The organism is Protofrankia sp. Cj5, from assembly GCF_917627405.1.
In the GTDB taxonomy this organism is placed as follows: domain Bacteria; phylum Actinomycetota; class Actinomycetes; order Frankiales; family Frankiaceae; genus Protofrankia.
Window position 1 is genome coordinate 1 of record NZ_CAKJTO010000026.1, and the last position, 20941, is coordinate 20941.

Sequence of the window (20941 nt, forward strand, 5' to 3'; positions counted from 1 at the left end):
CGACCACGTCGATCGCATCGAGCAGCTCGGCATCGACCACGTCACGATCACCATCAACATGACCGACCCCGAGGTCGGAGCGCGGATCTACCCGTGGATCACCTTCCGCGGCAAGCGCTACACCGGTACGGAGGCGTCGAAGATCCTGTCCGAGCGGCAGCTGGAAGGGCTGGCCGCGCTGACCGAGCGCAAGATCCTCTGTAAGGTCAACTCGGTGATGATCCCCGGGGTCAACGACGAGCACCTGGTCGAGGTCTCCCGGACGGTCAGGGGCATGGGCGCGTTCCTGCACAACGTGATGCCGCTGGTGTCCGCGCCCGAGCACGGCACGCACTACGGCCTGACCGGGCAGCGCGGGCCGACGCCGCAGGAGCTCAAGGCGTTGCAGGATCGCTGCGCGGGCGACGACGGTGCCCAGATGACCATGATGCGCCACTGCCGCCAGTGCCGGGCCGACGCGGTCGGGCTGCTGGGGGAGGACCGCAGCGAGGAGTTCGGCCCGGAGACCTATGCCGGCGAGGTCACCTACGACCTGGCCGGTCGGCAGGCGGCCCAGGCCGCGATCGAACGCTGGCGCGCCGATGTGCGGGCCACCCGCGAGGAGCTGCGGCTCTCCGCGGACGGGATCACCCGGCCGGACCGGACCGTCCTGGTCGCGGTCGCCACCAAGGGCGGCGGCGTGGTCAACCAGCACTTCGGCCATGCCGAGGAGTTCTGGGTCTACGAGGCGGGCGAGAACTGGGCGCGCCTGGTCGGGACCCGCAGCGTCGAGCGCTACTGCGAGGGCCCGTCCGCATGCGACGAGGACGAGCCGGTTCTCGACAAGACCGTCCGGCTGCTGTCGGACTGCGCGGCCGTGCTGTGCAGCAAGATCGGCAATGGGCCGCGGGAGGCACTGGGCGCGGCTGGGATCGAAGCCGTGGAGCGGTACGACCTCATCGAGTCCGCGGTCGCGGCCGAGGGTGCGCGCTTGGCGGCCCGGCTGCCGGTCGAGCCGGCCGAGCCGGCCGACGAGCCGCGGGCCGGGCGGGCGCCGTTGGCGGGCCACCTCGTAGCGAAGGCATGATCATGATTAGTAAGCTTCGAGTCACTCTCACCGAGCGTGCGAGTGAGCAGGTGCGTGCCCTGCTCACCAGGGACGAGGCGACCGCCGGCTACGGCCTGCGGGTCGGCGCTGAGCCCGGTGGCTGCTCGGGTTACCGGTACAGCCTGGCACTCGCGCCCGCCGCCGCAAAGGGAGATGTCATCGTCCGCCAGGACGGGTTCGACGTGCTCGTCGACACGGCGTCGGCGTCGATGGTCGACGGGGTCCGCATCGACTATGTCGAGTCGCTGACCTCGTCCGGTTTCGTCTTCGCCAATCCCGACAACTCAGACCCGTGCTCGTGCGGATCGTCGTTCTCGGCGCCGCGGCCGGACGGGAACGAGGCCGAGGTGTGGCGGCAGGTGGAGGACGCGATGGCGCTGATCCGGCCGTTCCTGCAGCGTGACGGTGGAGACGCGTCGGTGGTCGACGTCACCGGCGGTGTCGTGTCGGTGCGGCTGACCGGCGCCTGCGGGGGGTGCTCCTCCGCGCTGGACACGCTGGCCGGCGTCATCGAGCGTCAACTGAAGGAATCGGTGCCCGCGGTTGAGCGAGTCGTCCTCGCTTCCTGACCGCGCCTGGGTGTATCGGGAGATGGACCAGTGAGTATCGCGATCAGCTTCACCGAGCGGGCCGCGGGCCAGGTCCGCGTACTGCTCGACCGGGCGCCGACAGCGCCCGCGTCGGGCCTGCGGATCGGTGTCGACACGTCCGGTAACTGTGCGGGCCACCGCTACCGGCTTGCGGTCGTGCCTGTGCCGGCCGACGGTGATGTCGTCACCCGGGTCGGGGATTTCGAGGTGTTCGTCCCCGCGGATGCGGCCGAGCAGTTCGACGGCATGCGTGTCGACTACAGCGAGTCGCTGATGTCGTCCGGCTTCACCTTCTACAACCCGAACGCGCGCGGCGGCTGCCTGTGCGGGCCCTCGTTCGTGCCCCCCGTCCAGCCCGACGGGGTGGAGACCTCCCTGCTGCAGAAGGCGAACGTGGCGATCCAGTACATCCGGCCGCACCTGCAGCTCGCCGGCCGTGACGCGGCTGTCGTCGGAGTCGCCGACGGTGTGGTCTCGGTGCGGCTGACCGGTGCCGGTCTGGAGCGCGAGGCCGAGGTGACCGCGTTGGTGCGGACGGTCGAGCAACAGCTCAGGGCGGCCGTCCCGGATATCAGGAGAGTCGTGCCCGCCGCCGTGGGCCGGTAGCGGAGGCAGCGACATGGGCGGGGAGATGGGCGGGGACATGCAGCGCTTTGCGCGCCAGTTGACACTGGATGGCTTCGGCGGATCAGGACAGGAGCGGCTGTGCGAGGCGACGGTGCTTGTGGCGGGGGTGGGTGGGGTGGGCGGCGCCGTCGCTACCTACCTCGCCGCGGCTGGCGTCGGGCGGCTGGTCCTCGTGCATCCCGGCGCCCTCGAGATACCAGACCTCAACCGACAGACGCTTATGCGACCCGACCGGGTCGGTGACCCGCGGGCTGCCTGCGCCGCCGACACCCTGCGGGCCCACTATCCGGACGTCATGGTCGAGGCATGGGACCGTGACCTGTTCGACCCGCGCCTGCCCGGTCTCGTCGCTGCCTCGGACGTGGTCGTCGACGCCCGGCACAACTTCCCCGAACGTTTCCGGATCAACCGGATGTGTCTGGACCTGGGCGTACCGGTGGTCTTCGCGGCCATGAACACCACCGAGGCCCAGCTGCTCACGGTTACTCCTGGCGATCCATGTCTGCGCTGTGTGTTCGCGGATGGAGATCCGCAGTGGGATCCGCTTGGCTTCCCCGTGCTCGGCGCGGTCGCCGGGACCGTGGGGTGCATGGCCGCGATGGAAGTGATCAAGCTGATTGCCCGGTTCGGTGAGGGGCTGACCGGCAGACTGCTCTCCTTCGACCTGTGGGACATGGACTTCCGCTCGTTCGCCGTGAGCCGCGACCCGGATTGCGGCGATTGCGGGGCGTACCGGTCAGAGGTATACCAGATGTACCGCCGTGAGCCGACGCCGATCGGGGCCAGGATTGCCAGCCCAGGCGGCAGCGATGAGCCGTTCCAGCGATGACGATCTATTTTGACCACAACGCCACCACACCGGTTGACCCGCGGGTGCTGGCGGCGATGCTGCCGCTGTTCTCGGAGCAGTTCGCGAACGCCTCCAGCGGGCATGCCGCGGGCCGCGCCGTCGCCCGGCTCGTCGAGCAGGCCCGGGAGCAGGTCGCGACACTTGTCGGCACGAGCCGGCGCACCGTCGTGTTCACCAGCGGCGCCACCGAGGCGGCCAACCTCGCGATCCGCGGTGTCCTGGCTGGCGCGGAGCCGGGCCGTCGCCGCGTCCTGGTAGCGGCCACCGAGCATAAGGCCGTACTCGCGGCGGCGGCCGAGGCCGCGAGGACCCATCAGGGCACGGTCGGCTTCGTCCGGGTCCTGCCCGACGGCACCCCGGATCTCGGCCATCTTGCCGCGTCGCTGTCCGACGACGTCGTCCTGGTCGCGGTGATGGCCGCGAACAGTGAGACCGGCGCGATCGCGGACGTCCGGCGGGCCTGTCAGCTCGCGCACGGCGCTGGTGCGCTGTTCTTCTGCGACGTCACGCAGGCCGCGGGCAAGATCCCGGTGGCGCTGGACGCCTGGGGCGCCGACCTCGCGGTGCTGAGCGCACACAAGATCTACGGTCCCAAGGGAGTCGGCGCGCTCGTCGCCAGCCGGCGGCTGCAAAGCCGGCTGCCCCCGCTGATTGTCGGTGGCGGTCAGGAACGCGGCCTACGCAGCGGCACCACCAACAGCGCCGGCATCGTCGGCTTCGGGCAGGCCGCGGCGATCGCCGCGGCGGAACTGGGCACCGACGCCGACCGGCTGCGCCAGCTGACCACGCTCCTGCACCATCTGCTCGCGGAGAAGATCGACGGTATCGAGCTCAACGGCCCGGCCGTCACGCGGCTGCCGAACACGCTGAACCTGCGGTTCGCGGGCGCGGACGCCGACGCGGTCATGACGTCCATGCCTCAGCTGGCCGTCTCGGCGGGCAGCGCCTGCACGGGGCCGAGCAGCGAACCGTCGCACGTCCTGACGGCGATGGGGCGCACGCCCGCCGCCGCGTCGGAGAGCCTGCGGTTCAGCCTCGGCCGCCCCACGACCGAACAGGAGGTGCACGCCGCGGTCGGCCACGTGGTCAGCGCCGTCGACCACGTCCGTTGCCTGCGCGGCCTGCGCCCGGCCGGCCCCCAAGCAGCCGCCCGTGCCTGACGCTGGTTCCCCCACACGGCGGGCGGGGCCCGGACCGGACGCGGGCCGCCTCCTGCCCATGGCGGGGCAGGAGGCGGCCCGCGTGGGGCTTCGGGTACTCCGTGGTCGGTGCTGGCTGAGCTCAGGCGACGACGACGAAGGTGGAGCTCTGTAGCGAGGAGACATTGGTGTTGACGCCGGCGGTGACCTTGTACGATGCCACGATTTCCAGGACGTCGCCCTCGTCCGCCGCGACCCAGCCGGCGGGGAAGTGGACTCTTAGCAGATCGGTGCGCGGCGTGTTCACCTGGGGAGCGATCGGAACAGCGACGAGGGGCTTGTTGCTGACCAACACGTTGGCCTGGCTGAGGTTGACAACGGAGACGGATAGCGTGTAACTGTCCACGACCTCGTTCAGCCTGGAGCCGATCTCCACGTCCGCGACCACGTCGAAAGCAGCCCCTATCGTCACGGTGTCGACCGTGACGGACAGGTTGGGGTTTGTCGGGTAGACGGCTTTGATGTTGGCATCCCAGACACCGGCCATTGTTTACTCCTCGCTCTTCGAGCTGTCAGTGTTTCGGTCCGATGACGGCGGGCCGTGTGCACGTCCCGGCAGCATCGGAATGCTGGTGGGAAAGGTATTTATCGGACCAGAAAAACACATCTTCGCGGGTTGTTGGTGCGCTGGAGCGCGACTTCCCGGTTTCCCGGTTTCTCCTTGGTGGTAGCCGTTGGGTTTTAATCTAGCCCGCAATGGACTGCGCACTTTCAGCGCAGGCGAAGATTGGACGGTCCGCTTGGGTTGCTAATGAATTAACTGACGCTGTTGCGGACCCCGGGCCTGCACGGATGGTCCTTTGATGGCTATCGGGGGCCTGTCAGTACAGCAGATTTCCTGCTCTGTTGCCGCACTCGTACCTGCTCATACCTCCCCCCGTCGAGCGATGCGAGTAAGCACGGTTCCATCGTCGGTGTTCCGCAACGCGGACGTAGCGATGATGGAGTCATTTCTGTAGGTTCTCCGGGTGGCCGTGACGGACAGCCCGGCCGAGGCCACGAGCGTTGCGGCCTCGTGGGGAATGTATGCCAGGCGTTCCATCGACCATCGCGAGAATCTCGGTGAGAGGCGCTTGCTCTGTATGACCTGTCGACGGACAGCATAAATCCTAGCCGTATGGACCGGAAGGAGTTTTCTTGAAGTTGCTTAAAGTTATCGACAGCCGGGATGCGCATCCAGCGCGGGATGGTCTAGAGTTTGCGTAGTAGCAACATCATGTGACGTTCGCCTTGATGTATTGATTATTATTTTAATCGCTACGTCCGTTTTATGTAAGAATTTCCATGTTCCACGCTTTGTGGTCATCTTCAGAGTATGCGGCCTGACCCGGTGTGATCTGTTTTGCCACCAGTTTTCACCCGAAAGTGGGGCTGCTGGTTTCTTCGGGATCATCAAGATCTATTCATGCGGTGGATCCTTGTGGCTCGAGAAGCGAGCCGGTGTTACCAGCTGAGCTAAGTTACCTTGAGCAACCATTCTGCGTCGGTAGGCGAAACCCCGGCCAGGGACCGCCGTCGAGGCCGGTCGCACCAGCGCGGAAGCGGCCAGCTGGGCTCCGGCGGGGCCGCTCCCAGCGGCGGCGTGATGTTCTGAGATCGTGCCGGGTTGGGGCACCGTCGATAGCGAGCGATCTGATTCACGTCAGGACCGGACGTGGGGCGCCTGGTTCCGGCTGACCGTGTCGATGATCTGCGCGGTCGGGCCGACGACCAGGAGCTCGTCACCTGGGCGGAGCCGGGTGTGTCGAGTCGGCCGGTAGTTGGGCGCGCGATCGGTGCTGCCGTCGTGCGCGGACGACGTGGCGACCGCGAGCATGCGGGTCCCGGTCGACAGTTCCTGGAGGGTCGGGCCGTCCAGGCCACCACCGGCGGTCACGGTGATCCGGGCGACGAGGAAGGGCTCCCGGTCGACGTAGAAGGTGCTCACCACCTCGTAGTCGAGGGCGGCGCCGACGAACCACGGGGTGGCCAGGGCGGATGCGCTGCGGGCGGTGTGGATGGCGAACCTGCGTTCGGCTTCGTCGCCAAGGGTCGTGTCGAAGATGCGCAGCACCACTCGTAGCCCAGCCTCGTCGTCATTCCCGGTCCCGGTCCCGGTCCCGGTTCCGGTCCCAGCGCTGACGCTGGAACCGGAACCGTCGGCCACGGGCACAGCGGTAGGCGGGGCGTGCCGACGTCGGCGCCAGCGCCCTCCTCGCCGCCGGGCGGTGAAATGATCGTTGAATGCCTCCCGAGCGGACAGCACGGCTTCCAGGTTCGCGACGTCGTCGCTGGTCAGGGCCGCGAGGGCGGCGGCTCGGGTGAGCCCGGCCTCCATCAGGGTCGCGCGGACGGTGGCGTCACCGAACACGACCGGTACCTTGAGGTCCCGGACGACCGAAAGGAACCGGTTGTTCTCGTTACGTTCGATGATCACAACGTCGCGCCCGGCGGTGAGCAGGCCTTCCACAGTGGCCAGCCCGACCGAACCGAGCCCGCAGACGATGACGTGGTCACGCGCGGTGGTGGCCCGTCCGCGCCCGATGGTTCGTTCCAGCCTGCGACTGATGATCACATTGGTGATGAACGCGTAGACGACCGCGATGGACAGCGCGCCGACGAGGATCAGCGCGACGCCGAACGCCTGTAACCAGCCGCCGGCCGCGCCGAAGTTGAAGTCGCCATAGCCGACGGTGGCCATTGTGGTGACGGTCAGGTAGAACGCGTCGAGCGGGCTGAAGTCCGGCGGCGCGGTCGGGTCGTTGTCCGCATACGTCAGGCTCAGCACCAGCGTGCCGATGGTCATGATGGTCAGCACGGCGCCGAGAGCGAGCCGGAACGGGCGGTCGAACTCGGCCGCGATGGTCACGGCCAGATCCCGCAGCCAGGCGTGCGGGCGGCGCCGGCGGGCCGGGCTGCCACGGCTGCCACGGCTGCCACGGCCCGGCGGTGGGCCGCCATGGTGTACCGACAGGTTCGCCAGGGCGTTGACATCCCCGGAGTCGACCACCCGGACACCGTTGTCGGCGAAGTCCGCCAGCCTGCCGAGCAACGCGATGCGGTCGCCGGGGGCGACGAACGTGTCGCGGCCCGGGCACACCTCCACCCGCCGCGCCCCCGGCCTGCGCAGCGCCACCGGTGTCAGGTTGCCGAAGACCTGCCGGAACGCCCCGGCCGCGCGGACCGGGACGTCCACCACCGTGAAGATCTCCGGCCCGAGCCGGAAGGCGTGCCGCACGTCGGAGCTGATACAGGCCTCCACGAAGCTGGGGCCGGCCTTCTCCGCGAGGTTCAGCACGCGCGCGGCGGGAAGCGCCGCGCCGAGCTGGTCACCGAGCTGGGCGTTGGTGACCCGTACGACAAGCCGCAGCTCGGGCGCGATCTCGGTGGCGAGCAGCGCCGTCTCGAGGTTGTCGAGGTCGATGTCGTGGCAGGCGATCAGTGCCACCGCGCCGGTGATCGACGCCTGGCGCAGCGCGTCACCGGTGTGTACCGAGTCGCTGAGGACGGGTACTCCCCACCGCTCAAGGCGGCGCCGCAGCGAGCCGACGTCGCGTCCCTCGATGACGACGACCGGCACCGCCGCCGCGTGCAACTGCTCGGCGATCCGGAAACCCAGGTCGTTCAGCCCACAGACGACGACGTGCCCGGACACCGGCCGGCCGGCCGGGTAGCGCCGCCCGGCCGGCCGGCCGGACACGACCCTCATCACGCCTCCACCTGCGCGTTACCTCCACCTGCGTGTTCGACCCGGCCGCTCTGGCCGCAGTATGCCGTCCCCGTGCCCGCTTCGGGCCGGGGCCAGCCGCGCCGGTAGGCGCCCCGATGTCGCCCGTTCGCCGGGCTTGTCGTCACGGGCGCTCCACCACAGGTGTTCAGATGAGCATCCATCTTTCCGAGCGTTCTACGAGCAGGCAACTTGCGTCTTCTCTTGTCAACTAATCTCTCCGTGGGGTATACATGTGCTGTCGGCAGGTACCGGAGCCGCAGGTACCAGAATTTGAGACAGGAGACCCGCGATGCTGATGCGCACGGACCCCTTCCGCGAGCTCGACAGGTTGACCCAGCAGGTGTTCGGCACTCCCGCACGGCCGGCCGCCATGCCCATCGACGCCTACCGCAGGGGTGACGCGTTTCTCATCCAGTTTGATCTTCCGGGTGTCGACTCGAAGTCGATCGACCTCACCGTGGAGCGCAATGTTCTTGCCGTCACCGCCGACCGCCCCGAGTCCCGGGAGTCCGAGGGCGTCGATATGATCATTTCCGAACGCCCCCGAGGCAGGTTCAGCCGGCAGCTGTTCCTCGGCGAGACCCTCGACACCGACAAGCTCACCGCGCACTACGACGACGGTGTGCTGACCGTGGTCATCCCGGTGGCGGAGCAGGCCAAGCCGCGCCGGGTGGAAATCTCCACGACCGCGGGCGGCCCGTCCCCCGTCCAGGCCTGACGGGGCTGGCCAGCGCGGGTGCGCCGGCTTCGCAGCCCGGGGGCATACTTCATGGCGACCTTCATGGCGGCGAAGCCGGTGGCACCCCGCGCCCGTGGGCGCGGTCGCCTGGCGCGCTCACGGGACGGGAGAACCACACGGGATGCCAGCGGCGGAGCCGTTCCGCGGGGCCGTACTGGACGCGGTGCTGGAACGGATCACCTATGCCAACGAGGAGACCGGGTACACCGTGGCCCGCGTCGACGCCGGTCGGTCCGGCGAGCTGGTCACGGTTGTGGGTGCGCTGCTCGGTGCGCAGCCTGGTGAGTCGTTACGCATGCGCGGGCGCTGGGGCTCGCACCCGCAGTTCGGCAGGCAGTTCCACGTCGAGGACTACACGACCGTGCTGCCGGCGACGGTCCAGGGCATCCGCCGCTACCTCGGTTCGGGGCTTATCAAGGGAATCGGGCCGAAACTCGCCGAACGGATAGTCGAGCATTTCGGGACCGATGCCCTCGACGTCATCGAACAACAGCCGGACCGGCTGATCGAGGTTCCCAAACTCGGGCCCAAGCGCACGAAGGCGATCGCGGCCGCCTGGGAGGAACAAAAATCGATCAAGGAGGTGATGGTCTTCCTCCAAGGCGTCGGGGTGTCCACCTCGCTCGCGGTGCGGATCTACAAGCAGTATGGCGACCGCTCCATCGAGGTGGTGCGCAAGGAGCCGTACCGGCTGGCAACCGACGTGTGGGGAATCGGTTTCCGGACGGCGGACACGATCGCCAAGGCCGTCGGGATTCCGCATGACAGCCCGCAGCGCATCAAGGCGGGCCTGGTGTTCACGCTGTCGGAGTCCACCGGGGACGGCAACTGTTTCCTGCCCGAACAGCGGCTGATCGCCGAGGCAATCAAGATTTTGCAGGTCGACACCGGAGCGGTGATCGAGTCTTTGGGCGAGCTCGTCGGCGAGGAGGGCGTGGTCCGCGAGGAGGTCCCGGGGGAGGACCCGGCCGAGCCGACTGTCGCGATCTACCTGGTGCCCTTTCACCGGGCGGAGATATCGCTGGCGGGCCAGTTGCTGCGGTTGCTGCGGACGCGCAGTGACCGGATGCCCTCCTTCGCCACGGTCGACTGGGACACCGCCCTGGCCTGGCTGCGGGAGCGGACCCGAGCCGAGCTCGCACCGGCGCAGGAGGCTGCGGTGAAACTGGCTCTGACCGAGAAGGTCGCCGTGCTCACCGGCGGCCCCGGGTGCGGCAAGAGCTTCACCGTGCGGTCGGTCGTGACTTTCGCCCGCGCCAAGGGCGCGAAGGTGGTGCTCGCCGCACCGACCGGCCGGGCCGCCAAACGGCTGGCCGAGCTGACCGGTCACGAGGCGTCCACCGTCCACCGGCTGCTGGAGCTGCGCCCGGGCGGGGACGCCGCCTACGACCGTGACCGGCCGCTGGACGCCGACCTCGTCGTGGTCGACGAGGCGTCCATGCTGGATCTCCTGCTGGCCAACAAGCTCGCCAAGGCCGTCCCGCCAGGGGCGCACCTGCTCCTGGTCGGGGATGTCGACCAGCTGCCCTCGGTCGGAGCCGGTGAGGTGCTGCGGGACCTGTTGGCCGCCGGTACGCCCGTTCCGCACGTGCGGCTCACCCATATCTTCCGGCAGGCGCGGGAATCCGGTGTCGTGACCAACGCGCACCGCATCAACAACGGGGAGCATCCGCTGGTACGCGGCCTGTCGGACTTCTTCTACTTCGCCGCCGACGAGACCGAGGACGCCGCGCGGATGACCGTCGACGTCGTCGCCCGGCGCATCCCGGCGAAGTTCGGGCTCGACCCGCGCCGGGACGTGCAGGTGCTCGCGCCGATGCATCGTGGGCCGGCCGGCGCCGGAGCGCTGAACACGCTGCTGCAGGAGGCGTTGACCCCGGCACGTCCGGATCTGCCCGAACGCCGGGCCGGCGGCCGGGTCTTCCGCATCGGGGACAAGGTGACACAGATCCGTAATAATTACGACAAGGGCGCCAGCGGCGTCTTCAACGGGACCCTCGGGGTCGTCACCGCGCTCGACCTCGACGAACAGAAGCTCACGGTGCGCACGGATGAGGAGGAGGACGTCGACTACGAGTTCACCGAACTCGACGAACTCGCGCACGCTTATGCCGTGACCATCCACCGTTCACAGGGCAGTGAGTATCCTGCCGTGGTCATCCCGGTCACCACCAGCGCTTGGATGATGTTGCAACGTAACCTGCTCTACACCGCTGTCACGCGGGCCCGCACGTTGGTGGTCCTGGTCGGGTCGCGCCGGGCGATCGGGCAGGCCGTTCGTACCGTGAGCGGCGGGCGCCGCCACACCGCACTCGACCACAGGCTACGGGTGTCCGATCACTGAACACGCGCAGGCGCGCGCGGACGGTTGCAAGCCGCTGAAAACGGTCGGGGACGCAGCCCGTACCCTGGGCAGCACGCGAAGCGTGTTCCTGGGTATGTCGTTCACCAACACACCGTTCGTCCATGCCATCCGATTACGATTTTTTCCATTTGTGGGGTAGTTGTGGGGAGTCGGAGCCGCGAACGACGGCAGGCCAAACAGCGGGCCCGTGACAACCGGGCCAAGGCTGCCGATGCCCACCGGCCGGCTGGTCGTGATGCCGATGCCTACCAGCGGGACAGGGAGACCGCCGACCTCATGATCGGTGCGGCACTGCACGCATGGCAGGCGGAGGACAGCGCGCAGTTGTCCCGGTACGTCGCGCTGCTGACCGAGCCCCCGGCCTCCTCCAGCAGGCGCCGGGCCGTCGACCGTGCCCTGGTGGCCTGGCTGAATCGCCTGGTGGAAGAGGCGTGGGACCGCGGCTGGCAGCCGGCGGACGTCATGCGGGCCGTCAGCAGGGAGGCGGGCGCGCGCCCGGCGCGGCTGACCGTCGACGCGATCGCCGGTCAGCTGCGCCGGTATGCCACGGCCACCGTGGACGAGCGCTGGGAGGCACAGCTCGCGGCTGCCGAGGCCACCGTCTGGTGGGCCGATGACGACGGCTGGCTCGATGCCTGGGGCGAGCGCGAAGGCCAGGACCGGGCCGCGGCGGTTGGCTGCGCCCTGACGGTTCTCGGGGTGCTCAGTGCCCTGCCGAGGCTCGCGCGCCTGTGCCCCCCGCCCGGGACCGCGCGGCGCGGGACCCTGCACCCTGACCAGGCGGCCGGCCGTACGGCCGACGCGCGCATGCTCGACCGGGTCCGCGCGCTGCTGGCCAAGGCCGAGTCGACTGGTTTCGCGGAGGAGGCCGAGGCGCTGACCGCGAAGGCCCAGGAGCTCATGGCTCGCCACAGCATCGATTACGCCCTGCTGGCGGCCGAGACCGGCTCGCGCGCCGAACCGACCGGCCGCCGGATCGGCGTTGACAATCCTTATGAGACTCCCAAGGCGCTGTTGTTGGACAAGGTGGCCAGCGCGAACCGTTGCCGGGCGGTGTGGACGAAGAATCTCGGTTTCACCACGGTGCTCGGTTACGACTCCGATCTCGACAGCGTGGAGTTGCTCTACACGTCGCTGTTGGTGCAGGCGACCACGGCGATGACACGGGAGGGCTCCCGGCAGGACCGTTACGGACGGTCGCGGACCCGTTCGTTCCGCCAGTCCTTCCTCACCTCCTTCGCTATCCGGATCGGTGAGCGGCTGCAGGTCGCGACCGACCGGGCGGGGGCGGAGGCGGCCGCCGAGACGGGCCGGGAGCGGCTGCTGCCTGTTCTGGCCGCGCGGGACGAGACCGTCAGGGAGGCGATCCGGACGATGTTCCCGGACCTTGTGTCACGGCCGGTGACAGCGAACGACCAGGAGGGCTGGCTGTCAGGCCGGGCCGCGGCCGAGGTCGCCTCCCTGGCCGCCCGCGCCGAGGTGAGCGACACCCGGCCCGGCTGACCACCCGACCGGCGTCGCCGGGGCTCCTGCCCTCTGATAGAGATGTGTTGTCAAATCGTGTAATCAGTAAGAGGATATCTTTGCTGGCTGGTGAACGGCTGTTCCCGGCGCGGGCCAGCGTGTCCTCTGGGGCCTGCGAGCGTGTGCGCGAAGCGGTGATCGCGTGCCCGCCGGCCCTCTGGCATGAAGGAGCTGGTCTGGTGCGTCGCACCCTGTTCGAACCTGAGCACGAGGAGTTCCGCGGGCTCGCTCGGACTTTTTTTGAGAAGGAGTGCGTCCCGCACAGCAGCGAGTGGGAGCAGGCCGGGGTCGTTGACCGAGAGGTCTGGCGCAAGGCCGGCCGGGCGGGTCTGCTGCTGTGGTCGGTCCCGGAGGAGTTCGGCGGCGCCGGGGTTGAGGACTACCGGTACAGCGTGGTTCTCACGGAGGAGTTCTGGGCCACCGGGAGCGTCGGTTGCGGTTTCGGGCTGCAGAACGACGTGATGCCGCCCTACATCATCAAGCTGACCACCGACGAGCAGAAGGCGCGCTGGCTGCCCGGCTCGGTGAATGGGGACATCATCTGGGCGCTGGCGATGAGTGAGCCCGGCGCGGGCTCGGATCTCAAGTCGATCCGTACGACCGCGCGCCGTGACGGTGACAGCTATGTCGTGTCGGGCTCGAAGACTTTTATCACCAACGGGCTGCTGTGCGACAAGGCGGTGGTCGCGGTCAAGACCGACCCGGATGCCGGTCACCGGGGCATCAGCCTGCTCGTCGTCGACGCGGATGCGCCGGGCTTCAGCCGGGGCCGCAAGCTCGACAAGATCGGCCAGAAGGCGCAGGACACCGCTGAGCTGTTCTTCGACGAGGTGCGGGTGCCCGCGTCGAACCTGCTCGGGCAGGAGAACCGCGGCTTCTACCACCTGATGGAAAGCCTCGGGACGGAGCGGCTCGGCGCCGGGGTGAGCGCCGTCGCCATCATGAAGCGCGCGCTGGCGCTGACCGTGGAGCAGGTACGTACCCGCAAGGCGTTCGGGACGACGATCGGCTCGTTCCAGAACACGCGGTTCGAGCTGGCCGCGGTCAGGACCTTGTGCGATGTCGCGCAGGCCTACGTGGACACCGCTGTGCGCGCCCACCTCGACGGTGCGCTCAGCGCGGTCGACGCCGCCGGCCTCAAGCAGTGGACGACCGACACCCAGTGCGAGGTGGTCGACCGCTGCCTGCAGCTGTTCGGCGGCTACGGCTACATGAACGAGTACGAGATCGCCCGGCTGTGGCGGGACGGCAGGGTGCAGCGGATCTATGCCGGCTCCAACGAGGTCATGAAGGAGATCGTGGGCCGGTCACTTGATCTTGATGGAGACTGACGGGTAATGGCGACTGACCGGTATCGGGCGCCGGCCGTCGGGCGGCGGGCATGACGCTCACCACCGCCCACTGGCCGGCCGACACCGGCGTCGCGTTGTGCGAGATGCCGGTCGGTGACTGGTTGCGCCAGGTCGCCGACCGGCATCCGGACCGGCCCGCGTTACGCTGGCAAGATGATCATGGAATTGCCACCGTGACCTACGCCGAGCTGGTGGATCGTGCCGCCGCCGTGGCGGCCGGCCTGCTCGGCGTGGTGGCACCGGGGGACCGGGTCGCCCTGTGGGCGCCCAACTGCCCCGACTGGGTCGTGGTGCAGTGCGCCGGCGCGCTCGCGGGCACCGTACTCGTACCGATCAACACCTCGCTGCGGGACGAGGAGGTCAGCCACGAGTTGCGCCAGTCCGGCGCGCGGCTCATTATCGCGGCCGCTGAGCACCGAGGTTCCCCGTTACGGGAGCGTGCGCGGGCCCTCGCCGACGAGCTGCCCGGCCGGCCGGTGCGGGTCGTGGCGCTTGAGGAGCTGGCGCGTGCGCTGCCGCCGCGTCCGGGGCCGCTGCCTGCGGTCTCCCCGCTGGCGCCCTTCCTCATCCAGTACACCTCGGGGACGACAGGGCGGCCCAAGGGCGCTGTGCTGTCCCACTTCGCCGTGCTCAACACCGGCCGGATCGCTGGGCGCGTCTTCGCCGGTCCGCTGGTGTGGTGTTCCGGGCTGCCGCTGCACCATGTGGGCGGTTCGGTGTCCGGGGTGCTGATGACGTTCGCCTCGGCGGGGACGATGGTCCTGTCCCCGGGCTTCGAGCCGGCGCGCACCCTGTCGCTGATCGAGCGGGCGCGGGTCACGGCGCTCGGTGCCGTCCCGACGATGCTGTACGACCTGCTGGCCTACCCCGGCCTCGCCCGGTACGACATCAGCAGCCTTCAGGTCATCCAGACCGGTGGCACGACAGTGCCACCGGCACTGATCCGCCGTACCGAAGCCGTGCTCGGCTGCCGCGTCGTCATCTCCTACGGCCAGTCCGAGGCGCCGAACGCAACCGCCTGTCTTCCCTCGGACAGTGATCTGGTGAAGGCCGAGACGCTGGGGCGGGCGTTACCGCGGCGCGAGGTGCGGATCATCCGGCCGGGCACCGAGGGGACCACCGCGGACCTGGGCGAGCACGGTGAGCTGTGGATCCGCTCGCCGTTGAACATGAGCGGCTACCACGACGATCCCGAGGCCACCAGCCGGACGCTCGACGCCGAGGGCTGGCTGCACACCGGTGACCTGTGCGCCATGGACGCGGCCGGGATCCTGCGGATCCACGGACGCATCCGGGACGTCATCATCCGCGGCGGGGAGAACATCTACCCGCGTGAGGTCGAGGAAGCGCTGCTGGACCACCCCGGGGTGGTGGACGCGGCGGTGGTCGGCGCGCCCGACGAGCGCCTCGGCGAGGTTCCGGTCGCGTTCGTCGTGCCCGCTGCCGGCAGCGCCACCACCGCCGACGAGCTGGCCGCGTTCGCGCGGTCCCGGCTCGCCTACTTCAAGGTGCCGGTGGACTGGCATGTCGTCGACGACCTTCCCCGGACGGCATCGGGCAAGGTGCGCAAGTTCCTCCTGCGGGAGACGATCGCGCAGGAGTCACCGCGCGAGAGCTAGGGCGTGTCTGACGGATGGTGGTCGATCCATCGCCGCGGCCAGCCAGGCACGATCGCTGGGATCTTTCTGCCCGAGGCCTGCGCGGACGGTAGCGGTGGACGCATTGTGTGATCACACTTACTCTCGGTAGTGGGTCAGTCTGGACTGGAAACGTTGCCGTGAATGGGTCAGCGGCCCTGCCGGCCCCGGTCCCGGGGTTTCCCGGCCAGCTCGGCGGAGGGGGATCGCAACATGCACAGAACGCTGATTGTTGCCAAAATCGAACCCGGTTCCCAGCAGGATGTCGCGCGTATCTTCGCGGAGTCAGACACCACCGGTCTGCCGCGTGCGGCCGGTGTCGTCCACCGTTCCCTTTACTCCCTCGGAGATCTCTACATACATCTTCTGGAAACCGTCGACGACGGTCGCCGGACGGTTGAGAACGCACGTGGCCACGAGGAGTTCAAGCGTGTCAGCGACCGCCTGACGCAACATATTCGGCCGTATCTGAAGACATGGCGTTCGCCCGCGGACGCGATGGCCCACTGCTTTTACACCTTTGAGAGCACACCCCGGGGGGAGGCCGCGTGAAGAGCGCCACCGCCACGGCGACGGCCGCCGCCTGGACCCGTTGCGGATCCTGCGCGGCGCTCGTCTACGGCCGGCGGCTGGCCCGCAACCTGCTCGTGTGTCCCGAATGCGGTCACCACGACCGGCTCACAGCGCCGCAACGGGCCGATCAGCTTTTCGACACGGGCAGTTTCACGCCCTTGCTGGTCGAACCCGTTCCCTTTGACATCCTGGACTTCACCGATACCCGGCCCTACCGCCGGCGCTGGGAGGCCGCACGCCAGGAGACGGCACTGCCCGAAGCGGTGCTGTGCGGTAGGGCAGAAATCGGCGGCTACCCGCTCGTCGCGGCCGTCATGGATTTCCGTTTTCTGGGCGGCAGCCTCGGTTCGGCGGTCGGGGAAATGATTACCCTCGCGATCGAACATGCCGCGGACGAGGCGCTCGCGCTGCTCATCGTGGCGACCTCCGGCGGCGCTCGGATGCAGGAGGGGTGCCTGTCGCTGATGCAGATGGCGAAGACCGGCATTGCCGTCCAGCGGCACCGGGAACGGGGCCTGCTGTCCATCAGCCTGGTGACCGACCCCACCTACGGTGGGGTGGCGGCATCGTTTGCGACGAACACGGACGTGATCGTCGCTGAGTCCGGGAGCCGGATGGGTTTCGCCGGCCCCCGCGTCATCCGCCAGACCATCGGGCAGGAGCTTCCCGCCGAGTTCCAGAGCAGCGGGTTTCTCGCCAGCAAGGGGCAGGTCGACATCGTCGCCGACCGGGCGGACCTGCGGACATGCCTGAGCCGGCTGCTCGCTGCCGGGCATCGCGCGCGGGGGGCTGCCGGCCCGCCCGCTGGCCCGTCCGCCGGGGGAGCAGCGAGCGGGCCAGCGAGCGGGCCAGCGGGCGTGGTCATCACCGACCCGGAGCGGCTGGTCCAGCGGGATCCGTGGGAGACGGTACGGCTCGCCCGCGACATCGACCGCCCGACCGTGCGGGACTATCTCGCCCGTTCCTTCGACTCGTTCGTCGAGCTGCACGGAGACCGCCTGTACGGCGACTGCCGCGCGGTGGTCGCGGGCCTTGCGGAGATCGACGGACTCGCCGTGGCGGTCATCGGGACAGCGAAGGGACACTCGACCGCGGACCTCATCGCGCACAACTTCGGCATGCCGCAGCCCGAGGGCTACCGCAAGGCCATGCGCGTGATGTCGCTGGCGGCCCGCCTCGGCCTGCCCGTGGTGACCTTGATCGATACCCCTGGCGCCTACCCCGGCCGCGAGGCCGAGGAAAGAGGCCAGGCGTCCGCGATCGCGCACGCCATCCAGTGGATGTCGGCGCTCGCGACCCCGATCATCGCTGTGATCACTGGTGAGGGCGGTAGCGGCGGCGCACTCGCGCTGGCTGTCGCGGACCGTGTTCTGGTGGCGGAGAACGGTGTCTTTTCCGTCATCAGCCCGGAGGCCTGCTCGGCGATCCTGTGGAACGACGCCCAGGCGGCGGCTCAGGCGGCGCGTGCGCTCGGCCTGACCGCCCCGTCGTTGTTGCGCCTGGGCATCGTCGACGGGGTGGTGCCGGAGCCGCTCGGGGGAGCGCAGGCGGATCATGCCGGCGCCGCGGACCTGCTCCGGGCCGCGGTGGGAGAAACACTGCGGCCGCTGATGCCGGTACCGAGGGCCGAACTCGTCAACGCTCGGCGCGCGCGGTTCCGCCGGTTCGGCCAAGCGGCGGTGGCGGTCCCAGCCTCGGTCCCGGCGCCGCTGCCCCTGCCCGCGCCACGGGAAAAGGAGACGGCCGCATGAGAACGGGTAGCACGACCGATCAGCGCCAGCACGTTCTGGGCTGTCTGCACGAGCATGCCAGGCGGCTGGCCGATGAACTGCCGGCAGGCCTTGGCCGTATCCGGGTCTGCTCTGGCGATGTGGCCATCGAGGTCGAATGGTCGCGGGCCGCCCTCACGGCAGCTGTGCCGGCCCAGCTGGAACCGGCCGCCACACTCGTCTCGGTGCTCGGCCCCACCGGCCCCGCCGGCCCCGGCGAACTCGCGGACGCCGGGGCCGGGCATGTGGTCGCCGTCTCCGCGCCGATTGTCGGGACCTTCTATCACGCCCCCGAGCCGGGGGCCGAGCCCTATATCACCGTGGGGAAGGTCATCGAGGCTGGCGCGACCATCGGCATCGTCGAGGCAATGAAACTGCTGAACCCGGTGACCGCGGATACCGGCGGAACAGTGACCAGGATCTGCGTTGAGAACGGGGAATCGGTCGAATTCAGCCAGGTGCTCGTTGAGATCACGCCGCGCCAGTGACGGACCGACGGGCGCGGCACCATGGCAGCACCGTCTCGCTCGGCGGCGCCGGGGGCGCCTTTCCCTTTTCCCGCGGGGGTAATGGAGTTGTTCCAGAAAATTCTCATCGCGAACCGAGGCGAGATCGCGTTGCGGGTCGCCCGGGCATGCCGCGAGCTCGGCGTCCGGACAGTCGCCGTCTACTCGACCGCGGACGCCGATTCTGTCGTCCGGCGGTACGCCGATCAGGCGGTGTGTATCGGGCCACCGCCGCCACGGCGCAGCTACTGCAATGTCGCGGCCATCGTGGAAGCGGCCAGGATGACGGAGGCAGATGCCATTCATCCTGGCTATGGGTTCCTGTCTGAGGATCCGGATTTCGCCGAGATCTGCGCGGACAACGGTCTGGTCTTCATCGGCTCCCCACCGGAGGTGATGGCGTCGCTGGGCGACAAGAACGCGGCGCGTGGCCTGATGCGCCAGGCTGGGCTGCCCCTGCTCACCGGCAGCACGGATGTCGCCCGCAGCGCGGCGGACGTCCGCGACATCGCCGACGCCATCGGTTATCCCGTCATTATCAAGGCCGTTGCCGGCGGTGGTGGCCGCGGCATGACCGTTGTCTGGTCGGCCGCGGAGCTGGCTCGGGCCTACACCCGGACACGCGCCGCGGCGCGGGCCGTGTTCGGCGACGACCGGATCTACGTCGAACGCTTCCTGGAACGGGCACGCCACGTCGAAGTGCAGATACTCTGCGACGCGCACGGTGGGGGCATCCACCTCGGCACCCGTGACTGCTCGGTCCAGCGTCGTCACCAGAAGCTGGTCGAGGAGGCGCCGGCACCCGAACTCGATCCCGATCGGGTGGCCGAGATGTGCCAGGACGCCGTGCGCGGGGCGCTCTCGGTCGGTTTCACCGGTCTTGGCACGGTCGAGTTCCTGGTCGACGAGGACCAGAACCACTACTTCATAGAGATCAACAGCCGTATCCAGGTCGAGCACCCGGTGACCGAGATGGTGACGGGCTGTGATCTTGTCCACGAGCAGCTGTACGTGGCGAGCGGCACGCCGCTGCGGCTGCGCCAGGATGACGTCGCCCCGCGCGGCGTGGCGGTCGAGTGCCGGGTCAACACCGAGGACCCCGACCGCGGGTTCGCGCCCGCTCCGGGGCTGCTCGAGCGGTTCACCCCGCCGGCCGGCCCGTTCGTCCGGGTCGATACCCACGGTTTCCCCGGCTATCGGGTCAGCCCGCACTACGACTCGTTGCTGGCCAAGGTGTCGGTCTGGGCGCCCAGCCGGGCCGAGGCGCTGAGCCGGGCCGAACGCGCCCTGGGTGAGTTCGACGTCGCCGGCCCCGGCGTGGCCACCACCATCCCCTTCATCAAACGGGTGCTGACCGACACCGAGTTCCGGAAGGGGCTGTACTCGACCGGCCTGGTCGACCGCATGGTCACGGACTAGGGCGTGGCTGAGGGTGACTGCCCGCGCCGCCTCGCGATGCACGCGCCCAGCCCCGCTCCTTGATCCACACCCCTGTTGCCGGGCGCTTCGAGGGGCTCCGGCGGTAGGGCGTTCGATCAGGGCGCGGCGTCCGGGTGGATGGATCGCGAGCCGGACAGCCCTGTTGTCGGAGCCTCTTACTGAAAAGGATACGATGATGAGCGCGGAAACCACCGGAAATACTCGGGTAGTCGTGACACCCGCACAGATAGCGGAGATTCTCGTCACGAAGGCCGGTATGGATCCGGCTATTTTCTCCGGGAATCCAGACAGCTCTCTTCAGAATCTTGAGATCGACTCCTTGGCTGTACTCGAACTACAGGCTGTGATCGTTGAGAGGTTTGGGGTAGAGATTCCCGACGAGGCCATCACCATGACGCTCGGAGAAATCGCCGCCGTTGTCAACGAATGCTTTGAGGAGGTCTCCTGAAAATGTCTGGACATACCCAGAACTCAGTGTTCATAGCCGCGCCATTCGATGTTGTCTGGAGCGCCACCAACGATGTCGAGAAATGGCCTGGCCTCTTTACGGAGTATGCCTCGGCCGAGATTCTGGAGCGGCGGGGAAACACGGTGCGTTTCCGGCTGACCATGCATCCGGACACGGACGGGCGGGTCTGGTCATGGGTGAGCGAACGGACGGCCGACCGCGGCCGTCGGGAGGTGCGCGCGCACCGCGTCGAGCCGGGCCCCTTCCGGTACATGAACATCTACTGGACGTATGAGGAGGCCGACGGCGGTGTGCGGATGCTGTGGGTACAGGACTTCGCCATGCGCCCGGACGCTCCGGTTGACGACGAGGCGATGACCGCCCGAATCAACATCAATTCGCTGATCCAGCTGGAGGTCATCCGGGACAAGGTCGAACAGCTGGCGGCCGGTGGGGCCGACGTGGCCGGGGCTGGCGTGGCCGGCACGGCCCGCGACATCCGCGCATGACGAGCGAGAAGGGATCG

Annotated in this window: 18 protein-coding genes; 16 read left to right on the forward strand and 2 right to left on the reverse strand. The window is 68.8% G+C overall.

Annotation, left to right across the window (positions count from 1 at the left end; all coding sequences use genetic code 11):
• The 5 genes from nifB to MJ777_RS08070 all read left to right on the forward strand — a co-directional run.
• The coding region (gene nifB / locus MJ777_RS08050) for a nitrogenase cofactor biosynthesis protein NifB (RefSeq protein WP_239374694.1) at positions 1-1066 on the forward strand (1066 nt) is incomplete at its 5' end.
• Positions 1067-1068: 2 nt separating this feature from the next.
• On the forward strand, positions 1069-1656 hold the full coding sequence (locus MJ777_RS08055) for an iron-sulfur cluster assembly accessory protein (protein ID WP_239308105.1): 588 nt from the start codon (positions 1069-1071) through the stop codon (positions 1654-1656).
• A 30-nt stretch (positions 1657-1686) separates the two neighbouring features.
• On the forward strand, positions 1687-2283 hold the full coding sequence (locus tag MJ777_RS08060; protein WP_239308106.1) for an iron-sulfur cluster assembly accessory protein: 597 nt from the start codon (positions 1687-1689) through the stop codon (positions 2281-2283).
• A 13-nt stretch (positions 2284-2296) separates the two neighbouring features.
• Positions 2297-3133: a HesA/MoeB/ThiF family protein gene (locus tag MJ777_RS08065; protein WP_239374697.1), complete on the forward strand. Its 837-nt coding sequence runs from the start codon at positions 2297-2299 to the stop codon at positions 3131-3133.
• Positions 3130-4314, forward strand: coding sequence for a cysteine desulfurase family protein (locus tag MJ777_RS08070; protein WP_239374700.1), 1185 nt, complete (start codon positions 3130-3132; stop codon positions 4312-4314). The genes MJ777_RS08065 and MJ777_RS08070 overlap by 4 nt, the downstream gene beginning before the upstream one ends.
• Positions 4315-4435: 121 nt before the next feature.
• Here the strand turns inward: MJ777_RS08070 and MJ777_RS08075 are convergent, their stop codons facing one another.
• Both MJ777_RS08075 and MJ777_RS08080 read right to left on the reverse strand, forming a co-directional pair.
• Positions 4436-4840, reverse strand: coding sequence for a hypothetical protein (locus MJ777_RS08075; RefSeq protein ID WP_239374703.1), 405 nt, complete (start codon positions 4838-4840; stop codon positions 4436-4438).
• 1155 nt (positions 4841-5995) lie between these two features.
• On the reverse strand, positions 5996-8041 hold the full coding sequence (locus MJ777_RS08080; protein ID WP_239374706.1) for an NAD-binding protein: 2046 nt from the start codon (positions 8039-8041) through the stop codon (positions 5996-5998).
• Positions 8042-8351: 310 nt separating this feature from the next.
• Between MJ777_RS08080 and MJ777_RS08085 the strand changes: the two genes are divergently transcribed.
• From MJ777_RS08085 to MJ777_RS08135, 11 genes are all read left to right on the forward strand, one after another.
• Positions 8352-8780 (forward strand): Hsp20/alpha crystallin family protein, encoded by a 429-nt coding sequence (locus MJ777_RS08085; RefSeq protein ID WP_239308111.1) that lies wholly within the window; start codon positions 8352-8354, stop codon positions 8778-8780.
• A 142-nt stretch (positions 8781-8922) separates the two neighbouring features.
• Positions 8923-11145, forward strand: coding sequence for an ATP-dependent RecD-like DNA helicase (locus MJ777_RS08090; RefSeq protein ID WP_239374709.1), 2223 nt, complete (start codon positions 8923-8925; stop codon positions 11143-11145).
• A 162-nt stretch (positions 11146-11307) separates the two neighbouring features.
• The gene (locus tag MJ777_RS08095) at positions 11308-12669 is read left to right on the forward strand and encodes a DUF2786 domain-containing protein (RefSeq protein ID WP_239374712.1); all 1362 of its coding nucleotides are present in this window, start codon (positions 11308-11310) and stop codon (positions 12667-12669) included.
• 200 nt (positions 12670-12869) lie between these two features.
• Positions 12870-14021, forward strand: coding sequence for an acyl-CoA dehydrogenase family protein (locus MJ777_RS08100; RefSeq protein ID WP_239333871.1), 1152 nt, complete (start codon positions 12870-12872; stop codon positions 14019-14021).
• A 50-nt stretch (positions 14022-14071) separates the two neighbouring features.
• Positions 14072-15661, forward strand: coding sequence for a class I adenylate-forming enzyme family protein (locus MJ777_RS08105; protein ID WP_239374715.1), 1590 nt, complete (start codon positions 14072-14074; stop codon positions 15659-15661).
• A 231-nt stretch (positions 15662-15892) separates the two neighbouring features.
• A complete protein-coding gene (locus tag MJ777_RS08110; RefSeq protein ID WP_239308116.1) occupies positions 15893-16231 on the forward strand; it encodes a TcmI family type II polyketide cyclase in 339 nt (112 codons plus the stop codon).
• Positions 16228-18003, forward strand: coding sequence for an acetyl-CoA carboxylase carboxyltransferase subunit alpha/beta (gene accA, locus MJ777_RS08115; protein ID WP_239308117.1), 1776 nt, complete (start codon positions 16228-16230; stop codon positions 18001-18003). Before MJ777_RS08110 ends, accA begins: the two co-directional genes overlap by 4 nt.
• Positions 18000-18509, forward strand: coding sequence for a biotin/lipoyl-containing protein (locus MJ777_RS08120; RefSeq protein ID WP_239308118.1), 510 nt, complete (start codon positions 18000-18002; stop codon positions 18507-18509). Before accA ends, MJ777_RS08120 begins: the two co-directional genes overlap by 4 nt.
• An 87-nt stretch (positions 18510-18596) precedes the next feature.
• Entirely contained in the window at positions 18597-19946 is a 1350-nt protein-coding gene (locus tag MJ777_RS08125) for an acetyl/propionyl/methylcrotonyl-CoA carboxylase subunit alpha (protein ID WP_239308129.1), read from the forward strand.
• Between the two features lie 196 nt (positions 19947-20142).
• Positions 20143-20415 (forward strand): acyl carrier protein, encoded by a 273-nt coding sequence (locus MJ777_RS08130; protein WP_239308119.1) that lies wholly within the window; start codon positions 20143-20145, stop codon positions 20413-20415.
• Between the two features lie 2 nt (positions 20416-20417).
• Positions 20418-20924: an SRPBCC family protein gene (locus MJ777_RS08135; RefSeq protein WP_239374718.1), complete on the forward strand. Its 507-nt coding sequence runs from the start codon at positions 20418-20420 to the stop codon at positions 20922-20924.
• Positions 20925-20941 lie beyond the last annotated feature (17 nt).